The sequence below is a fragment of the Virgibacillus dokdonensis genome, assembly GCF_900166595.1.
GTDB lineage: Bacteria > Bacillota > Bacilli > Bacillales > Amphibacillaceae > Virgibacillus > Virgibacillus dokdonensis.
The window spans coordinates 3,639,881-3,658,706 of record NZ_LT745763.1 but is presented as its reverse complement, the minus strand read 5'-3'; the positions used below and the strand labels follow the sequence as shown (position 1 = coordinate 3,658,706).

General features: G+C 36.6%; 11 protein-coding genes and 1 riboswitch. Of the genes, 9 read left to right on the top strand and 2 right to left on the bottom strand.

The features are described 5' to 3' along the window. The first annotated feature begins 306 nt into the window (after positions 1–306). Positions 307–1,845 carry a PTS transporter subunit EIIC gene (locus B2C77_RS18515; protein WP_073009367.1) on the top strand — a complete coding sequence of 513 codons (1,539 nt, stop codon included), beginning with the start codon at positions 307–309 and terminating at the stop codon, positions 1,843–1,845. A 1-nt stretch (position 1,846) separates the two neighbouring features. Beyond that, positions 1,847–2,545: an N-acetylmannosamine-6-phosphate 2-epimerase gene (locus B2C77_RS18510; protein WP_077706377.1), complete on the top strand. Its 699-nt coding sequence runs from the start codon at positions 1,847–1,849 to the stop codon at positions 2,543–2,545. Between the two features lie 11 nt (positions 2,546–2,556). Here B2C77_RS18510 and B2C77_RS18505 read toward each other — a convergent pair whose 3' ends face one another. Next, positions 2,557–3,363 (bottom strand): MurR/RpiR family transcriptional regulator, encoded by an 807-nt coding sequence (locus tag B2C77_RS18505; protein ID WP_077706376.1) that lies wholly within the window; start codon positions 3,361–3,363, stop codon positions 2,557–2,559. A gap of 522 nt (positions 3,364–3,885) precedes the next feature. Continuing rightward, a riboswitch (TPP riboswitch) is annotated at positions 3,886–3,993 on the top strand. Positions 3,994–4,574: 581 nt separating this feature from the next. On the opposite strand from B2C77_RS18505, the gene B2C77_RS18500 reads away from it, so the two are divergent. The 4 genes from B2C77_RS18500 to hprK all read left to right on the top strand — a co-directional run bounded on the left by B2C77_RS18500 (position 4,575) and on the right by hprK (position 9,307). Then, positions 4,575–5,393 (top strand): lipoate--protein ligase family protein, encoded by an 819-nt coding sequence (locus tag B2C77_RS18500; protein WP_077706375.1) that lies wholly within the window; start codon positions 4,575–4,577, stop codon positions 5,391–5,393. Then, positions 5,386–6,330: a lipoyl synthase gene (gene lipA, locus B2C77_RS18495; RefSeq protein WP_077706374.1), complete on the top strand. Its 945-nt coding sequence runs from the start codon at positions 5,386–5,388 to the stop codon at positions 6,328–6,330. The genes B2C77_RS18500 and lipA overlap by 8 nt, the downstream gene beginning before the upstream one ends. Positions 6,331–6,914: 584 nt before the next feature. After that, complete coding sequence (erm, locus tag B2C77_RS18490) at positions 6,915–7,778, top strand: 23S ribosomal RNA methyltransferase Erm (protein ID WP_077706373.1); 864 nt, start codon at positions 6,915–6,917, stop codon at positions 7,776–7,778. A 599-nt stretch (positions 7,779–8,377) separates the two neighbouring features. Beyond that, complete coding sequence (gene hprK / locus B2C77_RS18485) at positions 8,378–9,307, top strand: HPr(Ser) kinase/phosphatase (RefSeq protein ID WP_077706372.1); 930 nt, start codon at positions 8,378–8,380, stop codon at positions 9,305–9,307. Positions 9,308–9,633: 326 nt separating this feature from the next. On the opposite strand, the gene B2C77_RS18480 is transcribed toward hprK, so the two are convergent. Next, entirely contained in the window at positions 9,634–10,038 is a 405-nt protein-coding gene (locus tag B2C77_RS18480; protein ID WP_077706371.1) for a hypothetical protein, read from the bottom strand. Between the two features lie 383 nt (positions 10,039–10,421). Here B2C77_RS18480 and B2C77_RS18475 point away from each other — a divergent pair, with 383 nt between their 5' ends. From B2C77_RS18475 to B2C77_RS18465, 3 genes are all read left to right on the top strand, one after another. After that, positions 10,422–11,498, top strand: coding sequence for a glycosyltransferase family 4 protein (locus B2C77_RS18475; RefSeq protein WP_077706370.1), 1,077 nt, complete (start codon positions 10,422–10,424; stop codon positions 11,496–11,498). Positions 11,499–11,874: 376 nt separating this feature from the next. Then, positions 11,875–13,284: an NADP-dependent phosphogluconate dehydrogenase gene (gene gnd / locus B2C77_RS18470; RefSeq protein ID WP_077706369.1), complete on the top strand. Its 1,410-nt coding sequence runs from the start codon at positions 11,875–11,877 to the stop codon at positions 13,282–13,284. Between the two features lie 1,456 nt (positions 13,285–14,740). Further along, positions 14,741–18,538 (top strand): S8 family serine peptidase, encoded by a 3,798-nt coding sequence (locus B2C77_RS18465; protein ID WP_077706368.1) that lies wholly within the window; start codon positions 14,741–14,743, stop codon positions 18,536–18,538. The last annotated feature ends 288 nt before the right edge of the window (positions 18,539–18,826 follow it).

Genomic DNA, 18,826 nt, shown 5'->3' with positions numbered 1-18,826 from the left:
ATAACAGGATAATATTTGCACTTGATTAAAATTATTATCTGTTTTATAATATTTTTGTAAATGGTTTACAAAAAGGTTTTCATTGCAATCAAAAACGTTTATTTAAAACAATTCGAGAAGAGTTAAATTACCTTCAGTCTTTATAGGCTTTCCAATTTAGCCAAACAACCATGTTGATTGAAAATGATTGTAATTGAATGGCATTATTTTTGACATGGTGAGTGATGTTTTTATTGCTTTGAAAAGTAGACGCTTACAGATTGTGGAGCTGTATTTGACAACATATAAGAGATGAGGTGTTTAGAAATGAAAAAGGCATTATTTGAGCAAGCGCAAAGGTTTGGGAAATCGTTTATGCTTCCAATTGCAGTGCTACCTGCAGCAGGGTTGTTGCTTGGGATTGGAGGAGCTTTTAGTAATCCAGCAACAATAGAGGCATACACCTTCCTTGATCAGAAATGGTTACAAGCTATTTTTACCATTATGAGTTCAGCTGGTAGTATTGTTTTTGCAAATCTTGCATTGATTTTTGCCGTAGGTGTCGCAATAGGGCTGGCAAGAAATGATAAAGGTACAGCAGGTCTAGCAGCTGTATTGGGGTATTTAGTTATGAATGCGACAATTAACGCAATGCTGACTATTACTGGTAAATTAGCTGAAAATAATTTGGCTGAAGTTGGTCAAGGAACGATACTAGGTATTCAATCTTTAGAGACAGGCGTATTTGGTGGTGTTATTTTAGGGCTTTTAACTTATTTCCTTCATCAACGATATAATAATGTGGAACTTCCTAAATTTTTAGGTTTCTTTGGTGGGTCAAGATTCATACCAATTATTACAGCATTTATGTCCATTCTATTAGGTGTCATTTTATACTACATTTGGCCAATCATCCAAACGGGGATTTTCTCGCTTGGTGGGCTAGTAGAGGCAACCGGTTATTTAGGAACTTTCTTATATGGATTTATTTTGCGCTTACTTGGTCCATTCGGTTTACATCATATTTTTTACATTCCATTTTGGACAACAAGTCTTGGTGGATCGATGATCGTTGACGGTACTTTGATTGAAGGGACGCAAAGAATCTTTTTTGCTCAGTTAGCACAGCCCGATGTAGAGCAATTTTATATTGGAACTGCTCGATTTATGGCTGGCAGACATATTACGATGATGTTTGGTCTCATTGGGGCTTGTCTGGCTATTTATCAAACGGCTAAGCCGAAAAACAAAAAAATCGTACTCGGATTAATGTTATCAGCTGGATTAACCTCTTTTTTAACAGGGATCACAGAGCCAATTGAATTTTCCTTCTTATTTGTTGCTCCGATTCTGTACGTTATTCATGCTTTTTTTGATGGGTTAGCGTTTATGTTCGCACATATGTTTGAAGTAACCATTGGGCAAACTTTTTCAGGTGGTTTTATTGATTTTATGCTCTTCGGTGTTTTACAAGGTGTTGAAAAAACAAATTGGATATGGGTTCCAATTATTGGTCTGTTCTGGTTTTTCTTATACTATTTTACATTCCGTTTTGCTATAGTAAAATTCAATTTAAAAACACCCGGTCGTCAAGAAGAAGATATGGATATACAAATGTTTACTCCAGAAGAACAAGCACGCGCTATTATCGACGGGCTTGGTGGTAAATCTAATATTAAAGATGTGGATAATTGCGCCACACGATTAAGGGTGAGCGTATTCGAGCAAGATCAAGTACAAAAAGAAGCGCTCATGAAAACTGGTGCCAAAGGTGTTGTAGCTAAAGGAAATGGAATTCAAGTAATCTATGGCCCAGAGGTAACGACGATTAAAAACAATATTGAGAAGACAATGGGAGATTTGTAATATGTATGTTAAACAACTAGAGAATCAGCTAATTGTATCTTGTCAGGCGTTAGAAGATGAACCACTGCATTCTTCAGAAATAATGGCAAAAATGGCATTAGCAGCTGTACAAGGTGGTGCTAAAGGTATTCGAGCCAACTCAGTAGCTGATATAGAAGCAATAAAGCAACAAGTAAACGTTCCAATTATTGGTTTAATTAAACAAGATTACAAGGATAGCGATGTTTATATTACACCAACAAAAAAAGAAGCGTCCGCTTTGCTAGATGCAGGTGCAAATATTATTGCAATGGATGCGACGATGCGAAAGCGTCCAGAAAACGAAAACTTAGAAGAAATGATACGCTTTATCAAGGAGCAATCTGATGATACCGAGCTAATGGCGGATATATCTACAGTAGAGGAGGCGAAACGAGCGGAATCGCTAGGTTTTGATTGTGTATCGACGACCTTAGTAGGATACACACAAGAAACGGCAGACCAACATATCGCAGCCAACGATTTTCAATTATTGCGTGAGATGCAATCAGTAATATCCATTCCAGTTATTGCTGAAGGAAAAGTTAGTACACCAGAAACAGCTCTAGCAGCTCTTAGGAATGGCGCTTTTTTTGTTGTAGTTGGTAGTGCCATTACTAGACCGCAATTAATTACGGAAACCTTTGTAGATGAAATTCAAAAATATAGTAGTAACCATTAAGTTGGTTACCGCTATATTTTTTTGTATTCTTCTAATTTAGCTAGGGTCTGATTATAAGTAGCATGTGCCTGTTCATCTGTTAAAAGCATCATACTAAGAATGTCTAAACAAATTAGAATAGATAATTGACTGTTCATAAAACCTTTTGCTTGATAGTGCTGAATACTTGTAGTGTATAGAATCACATCAGATTGATGTGCTAAATTTGTTTCGGAAAAATTTGTAATAGAGACAATTTTTGCTCCTTTTGATTTGGCGATGTGCACACTATCGATCACTTCTTTCGTTTGACCAGAAGAAGATATCGCAATAACGACATCACTTTTTGTAAGAATCGAGGCATTAATAACCATTGCATGCGAGTCTGTATGTGTATCTACACTATACCCCATTCGAGTTAATCTTATTTTTAGTTCCTCAGCAGATAAGCCTGAACTGCCAATACCGTAAATATGAATTCGATTTGCCTCCTGTATCCAGTTGGACACACGTTCATAATCATTCATGGTTGCTACCGAATGTGTGGATTTAATGACAGAATGATAAACTTGAGCCACTATGTCTATTACTTCATCCGACTCCACTGTCTGTTCGACTGCATCTCGTAATAATATTTTAAATTCTACAAAGTTACTTACGCCTACTTTTTTGCAAAAACGAGTAATTGTAGCTACCGAAACTTGGATACGACTTGCTAAATCTTTAATATGTATATTTAACATATGTTGACTATTATTAATGACATAATCAGCTACTTTTTTTTCCGTTTTACTTAAGGTTTGATATTTTAACAGAACTTCATCGAGAATCGAGTTCATTTTTGTAGCCTCCATATTAGATCATTTTTCTAAACCATTTACCCCGTAAGACTTCCACTTCAAGATTGGAAGAAGTGAGCTGAACAGCACCTAAATCTCTTTTTTCGTAAGAGACCTTTAGGTCATACCCTTGGGCTACTAAACAATTCGCTGGGGTTGAAACAAAACTCCCCCACGAATTGAATATTTTTTAGTTGTAGGTAACGAGCTAAAATTAACTCTGTTTAGAGTGATTTTTAACGTGCTTTATAAACATGAATATCTTTCCTATTAAATATTATATAAGAGCATGCAAATAAATGCGAATGCAGTATTTTATGAGTAGAGTTGTTTAAGCACTAGTATTCTATATTTATTTAATATACGGACGTATTAAATAAATTCACACTTTACATTTTTTTGTATTATTGCTAACCTTAACTTAGCTTAAATAAATTTTAAAAGCATAAAAATATTCATAGTCGTAGAAAAGCATAGCTTTGTTACTAAAAAGCATTGCGACAAGCAAATTTTTTCTAAAACTGTTAACACTAGGGGAGCTAGTTGATGAGCTGAGAGGAACGGTGCACGTTCTGACCCTTTGTACCCGAACAGGATAATGCCTGCGTGGGAAAGTGTGGTCATACCTGACTGCATTTCACGTAAGCGGAATGCGGTTTTTTATTTTTCAGAAATATTTATTTGGATATAAAGTGTTGTAAGAATCCTCAAGAATGTGAGTCGCAAGTCTAAAGCAAGCTATTAGAATCTAAATGCCTTTCTCGAAATGAAGTGCTAGTGGATAAGGAAATCACTGAATAGCGACATCTAGCTTCATCACCCAGCAACTAGGCGACTTCATGAAAACGCCCTACGATAAGTCATCATCGGTTCGTCACTAAGCGGAATGCCGACTAAAAACGGGCTTGCCCCGACCTTGGCATACCTCTGTTTTTTAGTGGCATGATTCCTTTATCTCAGTGGTTTCTTTCCATTCGCTACATTGCTAAACGGCGCCACGGGCCTTTGTCCCACTATAGGAAAGTATAAAAGTTTAAAGCTTTATAGTCTGTCTAAGAAAAACTATATAGCTTTCGCTTTAGATTTGGCGTTTTGATGATTTTCTAATAAAATGAATGATAGGTAAATTATTACATTAAATAGTAGTGCACTTGATAAATATGGCATAACCTTCCACAGACGAAATTTTACTTTACTGGAGGCGGTTGTAAATGAAAGAGCGATGGGGATTTTTAGAAAATGTACCTCACGATGCTGCAATTAATATGGCATTAGATGAGGCACTATTGCATTGGCATAAAGAAGGGAAAATACCTCCAACATTACGCTTTTATCAATGGAGGAAACCAACGCTTTCTGTTGGGCACTTCCAAAAGATAGCAGGAAAAATTGATTTAGATGGTATAAAGAAACATCAATGCCAATTAGTTCGCCGAATGACTGGAGGAAGTGCTGTGCTTCATGACGATGAATTGACATACAGCATTGTTATTTCTGAGTCACATCCAGCAATTGCTTCATCTATTCGCCAAGCCTATTATGATTTATCAAAAGGGATTTTGGAAGGATATAAAAACTTAGGCATTGAAGCGGGGTATGCGGAATTAGCTTCGAAAGAAAGAAGCAATATTTGTTTTGAGCGCCCAGCATTTTATGAAATGGTAGCAGATGGTAAAAAACTGTCAGGGAATGCGCAAACGAGAAAAAAAGGCGTACTGCTTCAGCATGGATCTATTCCTATTTCGATGGATATAGACATGTTGTTTGATATGTTTATTTTACCAAGCGAAAAATTAAAAGCGCGAAAGAAACAAGCTTTTTGGAACAAGGCGACAACGATAAATCGAATTTTAAAGAAAAGTGTATCCTATGACACTGTAAAAACCGCATTTAAAAAAGGTTTTTCAGATGGACTGGGTATTGAACTAACCGAATTTTCATTAACAAAAAGCCAGTGGAATGAAGTGTATCAGTTAGCTGAAAAAGAGTATGCCAATTTACCATTAGAAGGAGTGGTTTCACATGTCTAAAAACACTACAACTTTAAGAAAGCCCGAATGGTTAAAAACAAAAATTAATACGAACCAATCGTATCGTGGTTTGAAAAAGCTTATGCGCGAAAATCGTTTAAACACCGTTTGCGAAGAAGCCCGTTGCCCAAATATTCATGAATGTTGGAGCGAGAGAAAGACAGCAACCTTCATGATTTTAGGAGACACTTGTACGAGGGGATGTCGTTTTTGTGCGGTAAAAACAGGCCTACCGAATGAATTGGATTGGGGAGAGCCAGAGCGTGTAGCAGATTCCGTTGAAATCATGGGGTTAAAGCATGTTGTAGTTACGGCTGTTGCTCGAGATGATTTAACTGATGGTGGGGCAGCTGTTTTTGCAGAAACGGTGCGAGCAATTAGACGGAAAAATCCTGGTTGTACGATTGAAATTCTTCCTTCTGATATGAAAGGCGACTATGAAAGTTTACATACGCTTATGGATAGTGAACCAGATATTTTTAACCATAATATTGAAACGGTGCGAAGGTTAACAAAACGAGTACGTGCGCGAGCGATGTACGATCGGTCACTCCAGCTTTTACAGCGAGTAAAGGAAATTCGACCAAACACGCCAACAAAATCAAGTATCATGGTTGGTTTAGGTGAAGAAAAAGAAGAAATCATTCAAGCGATGGATGATTTACTCGCGCATCAAGTAGATATTATGACAATTGGTCAATATTTACAGCCGACAAAGAAGCATTTAGCAGTTGAACGTTATTATCATCCAGATGAATTTGAAGAATTAAAGCAAATTGCTTTGGAAAAAGGGTTTAAACATTGTGAAGCAGGCCCTTTAGTGCGTTCTTCCTATCATGCCGATGAACAAGTAAGCAAGACCTCTGCACAACGAAGAATTGATTATATGAAAGGGTATGAAAATCAAGAAAACAAGCAAGTTGATTTTCAATTTTAATATTAACAAAGGTTATCTAATTGTAAAATATTAAACTTTATCGTACAGGGATCCAATTTTTTCCAAGCGATTTATTGACGAGTAACGTTTTCTAATAAGGGTCACTCTTATCAAGTCCTTCTGTTTATTGACTTTATCTATAGATTTATTTATAATCTATACTGTATTTAATGTAATTAAACTAAGGAGGGTTGTTAAATAATATGGGGGCAATCAAGACTTACCATGCTTTGAACATGTAATTTAATACGTTCGAAGGCTCTGTTGCTTTTGCTTACAGAGTAAACGGGATAAGTCTGTCCATTTTTATTTAACAATCTATATTAAAATATTTTGTTAATGAGACAGGGAAGGTTGATTATTCATCCTTTCCTTTTAATATTTTTATGAGAAATTTATTTAGCTTTCTTTACAAGAGAGAAAACCCATTTTGTGTCGTATAACTTTTTCCTACGTCAAAATGTCTTTTTGTCTACTTCTAAATAATTGATTCCGTTTACTGGAAACTACAGACGTCTATTTCTGTGGTTTTTTTGCATTCAGAGCCGAAAAGTCAATTAATTTAAGGAAGGATTGTTTGAATAATGACAAAAAGAAGGAAAAAGTATAAACATACAAAATCTCCCATTGAGAAATTTCCGAACTTTAGCGGGCAACACTTGCTGCATAACAAAGGATTGCTAAAGGATATTGTAAACATTGCTCAGATTTCAGAGAGTGATCTTGTATTAGAATTGGGAGCTGGAAAAGGAGCAATTACTAACGTTTTAAGTAATCGGGCAAGAAAGGTTCTCGCTGTTGAATACGACCATAAGTTTATAAGGAAATTAAAACAACTTGAAATGAAAAACACAGTGATAATCCAACAAGACATATTAAAAATTTTGTTACCCCGAGAGCCTTTTGTGGTTGTTTCGAATATTCCATATGCCATTACAACACCGATTATGAAAATGCTTCTTAATAAACCTTCAAGTGGTTTTCAAAGAGGAGTTATTGTATTGGAAAAAGGAACAGCCAAAAGATTCACGTCAAATTTTGTGAAAGATCCATATATAATTGCTTGGAGAATGTGGTTTGATATTCGGTATATTAAAGAGATTCCAAGAAAGAATTTCTCTCCACCACCAAGAGTTGATTCCGCAATAATTACAATAAACAGAAAAGCTAAACCGATTGTACCTTATAGAGATTATTTAATCTTTTGGGGATTGGTCGATTATGTGCTTAAAACTCCCCAATCATCTATTGATTTAGCATTAAAAGGTGTATTTACACCATCTCAAATGAAGCATTTAAAAAGGAGGCTTGGAATAAAAAATAAGGTTTCAGTTGCGACTTTATCGGAACAGCAATGGGGAATCACTTATGAAGTAATGGTAAAGCATGTTCCAAAATTTAGATGGCCAAGGAAAAAAAGCTCTATTAAACCATTTATGAAGTCTTAAATAATGTAAGCATGAAATGGGGTTAACTACTTTGTCGTTGAAAACAAGTCTGTAATTGACATTTTACGAAAATTTAACAAAGATACGGTTATTAGTTACCTTCAAAGCTTTATAACATGGATAAAATTGAACTTGTAGCCATATTATAAAAGTGCTGTTAACATAGTAATACGGAAAGCTCAAATTGTAATTGACAAGTTCCATAAATGAAAAGAATAACAGTCCGCTTTATTTTATGATATTCAAATTGTGACTTATCATGAAGAATTTTAAGAAAAATAGAAGAAAATGATAAATATTACTTGGAGTTACTAGTTGATTAGAAATGATAATGAAACTCATACCTTGATTGGCCAAATGCCTCTCAGGGTTTTTTAAGCTCATCTTCCAATAGTCTTATAGCATCCCCAAAGGATAAACACTTTCATTTAAGTCAACACTAAACAGAGTGACTGTTAGTTGTAAAGTTTCATACAAATAGTTATTGTGAAATATAGCACAAAATTTTAATTATAGACCAAGCCTTACGAAACTTTTATTACCCGTTATCGTATATAATAGTACATAGTTATAGCAGATTAGAAATGGAGCGTATCATGATGAAATCCGTCACTGTAAAACAATTAGCAGAACAGTTTAATTTAGAGATATTGGCCGGAGAAGTTGAATTGAACCGACCAATCACCAAGCCGAGAACGCATCGTCCGGGGCTTGAATTTATTGGGTACTTTGATTTTTTTCCTATGGAACACGTACAAGTATTAGGGAAAAAAGAAATTACTTATTTACATCAATTGACACATGAGCAGAGAAGATCACGAATTGGCAATATCGTAAAGTATCATCCACCTTGTTTTATTGTAACTTCAGAACAGGAGGGGTTGATGTATTTAACCCAATTTTGTAATCAGGAAGGCATTCCTTTACTTCGGACAAAAGAGCCGACATCAACTTTTATTGAAAAATATGATGCTTACATGATTAAAGCGTTGGCTCCAGAAACAGCCATTCATGCTGTTTGTGTAAATATTTTTGGACTTGGAATTCTCATTCGCGGCAAATCAGGAATTGGCAAAAGTGAAATTGCCCATACACTAATTGGTAGAGGTCATCGGCTAGTCGCAGATGATATCGTTGTGTTAAAGAAGCTAGGTCCGGATACGTTGTTAGGTACACATAACCAAACGAATAAAGAGTTCCTTGCTTTGCGTAGCGTTGGACTTCTTAATGTTGTTCGCATATATGGTCAAAAGGCCTTTCAAGAAGAAACGCGTATCGCGCTTGATATACATTTAACAGAATGGGAAAAGGATGCTTTAAACAACGAATTGGAGCTTGAAACAAAGACGAACGATTATATGAGTGTTGCTATACCGGCGATAGAAATTCAATTACAGCCTGGTCGGGACGTTGTCGGTTTAATTGAAGCTGCGGCAAATAATTGGTACTTACATCAACAAGGTTATAGCGCTGCAGAAGAATTTATTCAGCGATTGGAAACAGATATTGAAAATAAAGAAACGGAATAGCTATGTGTCGATGTAACGTAATTGCGAAAGAAGTGCCCCTCTTCACGAGTGTGAAGGTATAGCCGAATAGTAAGGTGTTCGTTGTCGATGATGCAAGAAGGTTTTTTAAGCAAACTGTAAAGGTGATAAATGTTGGAGTAGTTCACGAAAAGCTGCTTCTGTTTATCCAAAAGAAAGAGATCTTGCTGCCAAAGTGAAAGGGGTTTACCTTTTTCATTTGTGTAGGACTTTTAATATCAAGAAGCATTCAGTAGGGGGGAGGGAAAATCTCCTACTGAATGCTATAGTATGAGCCAAGTTTTTCTAAAATTTCATATTTGTTTGTGCTAAGGCATCATCATAAATAAAGACACAATAGAAATAATAGGAATAGCAAGAGCCAGCATGATACTAATGATGGAAAATTGCGTAATCATGGATTTTGCTTCTTCAGGGACGCCCACTTTGGCTTGCATGAAAATAAATAAAACAGCAAAAATGACCAAAAATAATAGAATAATCCCTGGCAGATATAAGTCTGACACGGTAGACACACTTTCCATCTGTGCATAGCCATAAATAATGAGTAGTATAGGAATAGCTTCGCTCAGAGCGACACCAATCATTAAATTATTTTGTACTCTCGCATGCTGACTTGGATCTTGTTTTAATTTTTCCACATTCATTTTATAAAGAGTTAAAATAGGAAACATAGCTAATGTAGCTGCTGCAACAAATATGTACGGTATCATTTGGAAACCTCCTTTATCGTTATTGGTGTGGTAGTTGTAAATGGTTGGAACACAATTCACTATTTTCAGATATGGCGAATGAAACGAAGTAAGCGCCTTATGTTCCTCATGTCGTAATGATTCAGGTTATGATATAAATAAACAAAAATTGCATTTGAATAGTGCGTAACCATGCAATTTTTGAACAATCTTTATTAGAAAAAATTACTAGAAACAAAATCTTTTCCGGATTCGAATGGGCAAAGCACTTCCAAAAATAGCCTATCATGTTTTAATGGTGTGTACAATATAATTTGCTAAAAACTGCTAGGATTCGATATAATTTAAGTCGATTATACATTTTAGCGAAGAAGAAACTCAGCTAAGAACAGTAGGAGAATAATATGATAAATTATGTAGACTTTATGATAGCTTTTGTCATTGCAGCTGCCACTTCTTTTCTATTGACCTATCCGGTGAAAAAATTTGCCGTTTTTGTGGGCGCTGTAGATTTCCCGAACTATCGAAAAATACATACGAAGGTAACGCCTCGTTTAGGTGGTTTAGCTATATTTTTAGGAATGGGAGCAGGGTTATTATATTTACAGCCGAGCCATCCACACTTAGCTGAAATAGCTGCTGGAGCAGTAGTTATTATAGTAACTGGTGCATTAGATGACCGATTTGGCATCCAACCAGTTGTGAAGTTAACCGGACAATTAATTGCAGCTTCCTTTTTAGTTTCTTCAGGACTAATTATTGAAAAATTAACGCTTCCACTTTTTGGAACAGTAGAATTGGGATTTGCCAGTGTATTAATTACGGTATTCTGGGTGGTAGGAATTACAAACGCTATAAATTTAATTGATGGCTTAGATGGTTTAGCAACAGGGGTAACAACGATTGCTTTAATTAGCATTAGCGTAATGGCATTTATTGATATGCAAATGATGGTTGCGTATTTATGCGTTACCTTAATAGGGAGTAACCTTGGTTTTTTATACCATAATTTTTACCCTGCTAAAATTTATATGGGGGATACGGGATCTAATTTTTTAGGTTATATGATAGCTGTCGTTTCCATGCTCGGTTTATTTAAAAACGTGGCATTATTTAGTTTTGTAATTCCGATTATTGTGCTAGCTGTACCTATATTTGATACGTTGTTTGCAATTGCAAGAAGAGCATATAATAAGGAAAATATTATGATGCCTGATAATAAGCATATTCATTATCAACTATTGCAGGCTGGGTATAGTCATCGCAAAACAGTGTTAATTATTTATGGTTTTAGTGCATTGTTCGGCACTTTGGCTGTGCTGTTTTCCAATGCAAGTATTACGGTTTCCTTTATTATTACCGTTATTGTGCTTATTTTATTGCATTTATTTGCTGAAATGGCAGGTATTGTAATGGGAGGAAAGCGACCTGTCTTGCGTATGCTTCGTCTATTGGTTACAAGAAAGAAAAAAAATCGTTAATACGTGAAAGTCTTTCAAGTGATTGATTACGCTACAAGGATAAGACGTAAAGTCTATGAGCAACGGAACATATACGTGCTTTTACAGTGTGCGCATTCTTCACGCTGGAAATAGGAATACGAAAGCATAAACGTAATCAATCGTCAAAATGTGAAAAGTTTAATATAATAAAGGAAGAATTTATTCTGGGGATAAGATGCTGTAACAATCGGACCTTAAGAATAGGAAGATGCGATTTGGACAAGTTTAAGTGGAGATAACAGCATCTAAACTCTGATATATTCATCGAACAATCAGTGGGTAAGAAAACCTCACTCATTGAAGCTGCAATTTATAATACATGAAGCATGATTAGAGAAGGGAATGACCTACAAACATGGAAAAACAACAAATCGGCGTAATCGGTCTAGCAGTAATGGGTAAGAACTTAGCGTTAAATATTGAAAGTCGTGGTTATTCGGTTGCTGTTTATAACCGTTCAAGTGATAAAACAGATGCTTTCTTAGCCAATGAGGCAAAAGGAAAACAATTTAAAGGTGCAAAATCGATTGACGAATTTGTTGCATCATTAGAAAAGCCTAGAAAAATTTTATTAATGGTTAAAGCAGGAGCTGCTACGGATGCTACGATTGAATCACTTCTTCCTCACTTGGATAAAGGCGATATTTTAATTGATGGTGGAAATACACTTTATGAAGACACGATTCGTCGTAATAAAGAACTAGTAAAATCAGGGGTCCATTTTATTGGAACAGGGGTCTCCGGTGGTGAAGAAGGAGCATTAAAAGGTCCTTCCATAATGCCAGGTGGTCAAAAAGAAGCCCATGAATTAGTGGCTCCCATCTTTGAAGCTATTGCAGCTAAAGTAGATGGAGCAGCATGTACCACATATATTGGCCCTGATGGTGCTGGACACTATGTAAAAATGGTGCATAATGGTATTGAATATGGCGATATGCAGTTGATAGCTGAAGCTTATTTTATTTTAAAACATGTCCTCGGTATGGAAGCAGACGAGTTACATGAAGTGTTTGCTGAATGGAATGAAGGAGAATTAGATAGCTATCTTATTGAAATAACGGCAGATATTTTTACGAAGAAAGATGAAGAAACAAATCAGCCACTAGTAGATGTTATTTTAGATACAGCAGGACAGAAGGGAACAGGAAAGTGGACAAGTAAAAATGCATTAGACTTAGGTGTACCTCTTCCTTTAATCACGGAGTCTGTATTTGCCAGGTTTATTTCTGCGATGAAGGATGAGCGTGTACATGCAAGTGCACAGTTGCATGGACCTGAGAAAAAGCCATTCATTGGTGATCGAAAAGAGCTTATTGAAGCAGTTAGAAAGGCCTTATATATGAGTAAGATTTGCTCATATGCTCAAGGATTTGCGCAAATGCGTGCGCAATCGGAAGAAAATGACTGGGATCTAAATTATGGCGATATTGCGATGATTTGGCGTGGTGGATGTATTATTCGTGCGCAATTCCTACAAAAAATTAAAGATGCGTACGACAGAACACCTGACTTAGCGAATTTATTACTGGATCCATATTTTAAAGAGATTGTAGAAAATTATCAAGATGCTTTACGAGAAGTCGTCGCAGTTGCAATTAAGCAAGGTATTGCTGTTCCTGCTTTTTCTAGCGCAATTGCTTATTACGACAGTTATCGTTCTGCGGATTTACCAGCTAATTTAGTGCAAGCCCAACGTGATTATTTTGGTGCTCATACGTATCAACGAAAAGATAAAACAGGCATTTTCCACACCAACTGGTTTTAACAATGAACAAAGCTTGGGGCGCCCGTTTAGCAACGTAGCGAATGGAGCGAATTAACCGAGACAAAGGAATGATGCCACTAAAACAGAGGGGGTATCGCGACGTCGTGCGGCAAGCCCGCTTTTAGTCGGCCTTCCTCTTATCGACAAACCGATGATGACTTATCGTAGGGATTTCGTGAAGTCGCCTCGTTGCTGAGCGCTGGAGCCAGACGTGGACAAGCAGCTAATTGTATATATTCTTATTTCTCAACATAAACCCCCTCCACATCAAGTGGAGGGGGTTTAGTTGTGGTGCTTAAAGTGGAAAATAATGTTAATTAGCTCGAGCTATAAAAAATTCGCTTGAGTTCAATAAAAATTCGCTGGAGTTCACAACCAATCTACTTGAAGTTCACAACTTTTTCGCTGAAGTTCACAATTTAACAAGGATGTCAGATTGTAATTATTCTACTATACATCCATTTTATACTACGTATGGAATTTCTAACAATCAAAACATACCATATAAAACAAAATTATGCAGAATTTGACGAAAACTACTAAAAAAGTCCTACTTCTACAATATAGTTATGTATAATTTTTTTGTTTTATAATATAAGCAAAAAGATAGCTTTCGCCATAGAATTATAATTAGGACAAGCTTTTCTCATAAGCAAGGCGGAGCAAGATGCACATAACGACGGTAGTTATGTACATGGAACAGCCTGAGCATCCAAGCGATCATCTCGTGGATTCAATCGATCAAATGTTGCCCCTTCCCTTTTGAAGGACAGCATCCAAATGGGATGCTCACCCACTGAATAGATGATGATAAACACCCAAAATCCCGAATTAAGTAGTCGCCCCTAAATCTGTACTCTCACTCCCCAATGAAGTAAACCTCGAAAAGATTAAGTCAAGCATCGGTCCATATTCTCAAACCGCAAAATACGTTTTCAGTACCTGAAATGCTATAAAATAAAGCTAGTCATTTTGATTTGCAATATTTTGTGTAGTGCAAAAGTTTGATAAAAATATGTATGTATTTGTCGAAATTTCCCAATTTCCCTATTTACATGCAGGACTATTTACACTTCCTTCAATCTAGTAACTTTATTATGCTTTAATATATCGGAAAATTTAGATTAATAGAAAGGGGGGTATTTCTTGTTTTTAAATATGAAATAAAATGTGTCGTTCCAGAAAAACTACCATGAATAGCTTGAGATAGCTTACTCTATTAAGAAAAGCAACTGCAAACAAAAAACGGCAGTTTATGTCATGAAAATGTGGTATGAAACAAGTTTTTTTAACACTATAGGAAAGTATAAAAGTTTAAAGGTTTATAGTATAAGAAAAACTATGCCTTTCGCCATAAGGACTTGGCGAGAAGCCAAGTTTTTCTAAGGATTTTATCCATTGGTGTCTTTTCTAGTAATGGATCAAAACTTCTACCATTTTATAAGGGGGAAAATGAATGAGGTTTACACCGGCAATAAAACGTTCTTTTATGATTTTATTAATATTTTTACTCACTTTTAGTAGTTTTTCAACTATCCACGCCGTCGAGCAATTGCCAGAAATGAAGAACAAGCCTGATGTTTCGTCTGAACCATTAAAACAAACAGAAAATCCAGATGAGAAAACGCGTGTTATTGTAGAGGTAGAGGATGAACCGGCGATTGAAAAGGCAACGAAAAAAGGTATTATGTTTAATCAAATGCCGAAAAATGAAAAAGAAAAACTGGAAAACGATGCCAAGAAAAAGCAAAAGTCGGTAAAAGAAGAAATGAAACAGAAAAAAGTCGATGTAACGTATCATGAAGAATTTACAACAGTTGTAAATGGCTTTAGTGCTGAAGTAAAACAAGGCGATCTCGATAAAATAAAAGAGATTAAAAATGTTAAAAAGGTGCATACGGTAAATGAATATGAGCGCCCAATTGCTAAGCCAGATATGAAGTATAGTAAAGAACTAGTAGAAGCACAGCAGGCTTGGAGGGAATATGATTTTAAAGGTGAGGGCATGGTTATCGGTATTATTGATACTGGTATTGATCCAACTCACCAGGATATGGCTATATCTAACGAGCAAACGGCGGATTTATCTGAAGAAGAGGTCGAACAAGTCGTAAATGACGAGTCGCTTCCAGGTAAATTTTATAACGAAAAAGTTCCATATGGCTATAATTATATGGATAAAAATGATGAAATAAGAGAAATACATGCAAATGCAAATTACCATGGCATGCATGTAGCAGGTACGGTTGGAGCTAATGGGGATGAAGAAAATAGTGGTGTCATCGGGGTGGCACCAGAAGCGCAGCTACTTGCACTAAAAGTGTTTGGAAATGACCCTGAAATGCGATCTACTTTTGGTGATATTTATGTAAAAGCGATTGATGATGCGATTAAGCTTGGCGTAGATGCGTTAAATTTGAGTTTAGGATCACCCGCAGGCTATGTAAATAATGATTCTCCTGAACAACAGGCTGTTTCTCGTGCCGTAGAAAATGGCGTTCTTATGTCTATTTCTGCAGGAAATTCTGCTTTATTTGGAGATGGGTTTGCTTATCCAGATGTAAATAACCCAGATTACGGTGTAGCAGGCTCGCCTGGTGTTTCTGATGATTCGCTTCAGGTTGCTTCGTTTGAAAATACGTTTATGCAAGTAGATCAGTTAGCGTATACGATAGATGATCAACAAGGTACAGCAGCCTTTCTGTCGGCAGGTAACACGGAGCCTAAGCCAGATGGTACTTCTTATTCTCTCTTTCATGCTGGGCTTGGACAGCCAGAAGATTTTGAAGGCAAAGATGTAGAAGGGAAATTTGCCCTAATGCAACGTGGAGAATTGGCGTTTACAGATAAAGTAATTAACGCGCAAAATGCGGGAGCTGCTGGCGCAATTATTTATAATAACACAGATGGTATTGTTAATATGGCAACTGAAGCTGAAATTACCATCCCACAGTTATTTATGTTAAAGAGTGATGGAGATAAGCTCGCACAGGCTATTGCAGAAGAAAAGCAAGTAAATATTGCTTTTACAGGCGATAGTGCAACGATAGACAACCCAGATGCTGGAAAAATGAGCGCATTTACTTCTTGGGGACTTACTCCAAATCTAGACTTTAAACCAGAAATTACAGCCCCAGGTGGACAAATTTATTCTACATTAAATGATAATAAATATGGTTTAATGAGCGGAACATCGATGGCTGCACCACATGTAGCAGGAGGAGGGGCTCTTGTTTTACAGCGTGTGGATGAGGAATTTGGATATGAGAAGGCTGATCGGATTGCATTAGCCAAAAATATGATGATGAATACGGCAAAGCAAGTACAGTTTGAAGAAGAACCAGTATCTCCACGCCGACAAGGTTCTGGTATAATGCAACTTCACGCGGCACTTACTACCCCTATAGTTGTGACAGAATCTAACACGAAAGAAGCCAAGGTCGCTTTAAAACAAATAACAGAAGATCGCGTGTCTTTTGAACTAACAGCTGAAAATTTCCAAGATACAGCTGTATCCTATGAAGTGAATGCAAATGCGCAAACAGATACGTCTGCAAACAGTGGAGATGATCTCGTTACAGCTCCAAATCTATTACCGTCTAATGATTTAGGAGACGCTGTGACCATTAATGGGAAAAAACAAGCTACGATTGAAGTACCTGCAAACGGAAAGACAACTTTTACGGTAACCGTTGATGTAAGTTCTGTCAACAACGAGTTAGCAAAAGTATTTACAAATGGTTACTGGTTAGAAGGATTTGTTACATTAACCGATCCGACAGACACATATCCAGAACTAACGGTTCCATATGTCGGTTTTAAAGGTGATTGGGATGCAGCTTCGATTTTTGATGCGCCAGTATGGGAAGAAGATTCATTTTATGGTATGACAGGGGTTGTAACTTCAACTGGCGAAGATAAAAATGGTGATATGCAATATAATTTTTTAGGAGAAGATTTAAATACAGGTGACATTAACCCTGAGAAGATCGCCTTTTCTCCAAATGATGATGGTGTAAAAGATGATGCGCTTCCGATATTGTCATTTTTAAGAAATGCAAAGGATGCCAAGTTTACTGTACTGGATGAACAAGGAAAGAAAGTTCGTACCATTCGTTTAGAGTCTCATATTAGTAAAAACTATTATGACTCTGGAAAAGGAGCCTATTATTCTATTTCGTCAGATCGTGCTTGGGATGGAAAAGTGAAGGGGAAGATGGCCCCAGAAGGAAAATACTATTTACAAGCAGAAGCAAAGGTTGATTATGAAGGTGCCGAATGGCAGAAGCTAAAGCTTCCAGTAATTTTAGATACAACTGCTCCAGAAGTAGAAGCAACGTATAATTTTGATAATGAAATGCTTACTGTAACAGCAAAAGATGCTAAAAAAGGGAGTGGCGTCGCTTCTTGGGAGATTTTCGTAAATGATGAACCTGTGTTAGAAGAACCGTATGTGAATGGAGAAAAGGAACATCCTTTATCCGTCGATGAAGATGCAAAAATAACAGTAAAAGTGACAGACTATGCAGGAAATGAAACGGAAGTAGAAGCAGAAATGCAAGAGCCTGATAAAACCGCACCGGACTTACGTTTGCTTGCTCCAGAAAATCTAGGGGCTCATGATAAAAGAGAAGTTGTTTTCTCTGGTTATGTAACAGATGAAACGGATGTAAAGGAAGTAACAGTCGATGGAAAAAAAGCAAAGCTTGAATTTAATGAAGAAAAAGACCGTTATGAATTTTCCTTACCCGTGAAACATAAAAAGGGCGGGTATTATTTTAAACGGGTGAAAGCAGTGGACACGCTTGGCAACGAAACAGAAATAGGCCGACGCTATTTTGTCGATACGAAGGAAGCTAAATTAAATGTAAAAGGAAAAAAGAAAACAAAGCAAGATACAATTACTGTAAAAGCAAGAGTTCGCGACAACTTTGACGATATTAATGTATTTGTTGATGGCGACCATGTCTATACACATGAGCTTTCCCAACCTTATGGTGATAACCGTTTCGATGAGCTTGTCGAAGTAGAACTAGACTTAGAGGATGGGAAAAACGAATTTGAGTTTAAAGTCGTCGATGTAGCCGGAAATGAAACAGTTAAAACGCACGAAGTAACAAAACAAAAAGAGAGCAAAGAAGACGAAGAGGATAAAGATGATGATAAAGACGGAGGCATAGAGGACAACTTCTTTTCCTATCTATTTTCCCAATTATGGATCATGTTCGGTAAATTATGGTCGATTTTTGGTTAAGTAAATGAGTTAAATGTCAGCAAGGCTCGGCGCTAGATTAGTGTCGGGTCTTTCTTTGCACTTTATGTGAATATTTTTAGGTGCAGTAAGACTCTCACTTCATGAATTGGAAGATATGAGCAGACCAAGTCTAAGTTGGAGATAAGAGCACGTACTCCTTTTTCGTAAGAGGTCTTTAGATCCATACCCTTGGGCTACTAAACAATTAATAGGGGTGAAAGAAAGCGATTACTTATTGCAGGTTCGCTTTATATTATAGGAGTCCATTTCTAATAGGAAAAGCCCTTA

Coding starts and splice junctions, on each gene's coding strand:
- B2C77_RS18515 (WP_073009367.1), top strand. CDS start 307: ATGAAAAAGGCATTATTTGAGCAAGCGCAAAGGTTTGGGAAATCGTTT.
- B2C77_RS18510 (WP_077706377.1), top strand. CDS start 1,847: ATGTATGTTAAACAACTAGAGAATCAGCTAATTGTATCTTGTCAGGCG.
- B2C77_RS18505 (WP_077706376.1), bottom strand. CDS start 3,363: ATGAACTCGATTCTCGATGAAGTTCTGTTAAAATATCAAACCTTAAGT.
- B2C77_RS18500 (WP_077706375.1), top strand. CDS start 4,575: ATGAAAGAGCGATGGGGATTTTTAGAAAATGTACCTCACGATGCTGCA.
- lipA (WP_077706374.1), top strand. CDS start 5,386: ATGTCTAAAAACACTACAACTTTAAGAAAGCCCGAATGGTTAAAAACA.
- erm (WP_077706373.1), top strand. CDS start 6,915: ATGACAAAAAGAAGGAAAAAGTATAAACATACAAAATCTCCCATTGAG.
- hprK (WP_077706372.1), top strand. CDS start 8,378: ATGAAATCCGTCACTGTAAAACAATTAGCAGAACAGTTTAATTTAGAG.
- B2C77_RS18480 (WP_077706371.1), bottom strand. CDS start 10,038: ATGATACCGTACATATTTGTTGCAGCAGCTACATTAGCTATGTTTCCT.
- B2C77_RS18475 (WP_077706370.1), top strand. CDS start 10,422: ATGATAAATTATGTAGACTTTATGATAGCTTTTGTCATTGCAGCTGCC.
- gnd (WP_077706369.1), top strand. CDS start 11,875: ATGGAAAAACAACAAATCGGCGTAATCGGTCTAGCAGTAATGGGTAAG.
- B2C77_RS18465 (WP_077706368.1), top strand. CDS start 14,741: ATGAGGTTTACACCGGCAATAAAACGTTCTTTTATGATTTTATTAATA.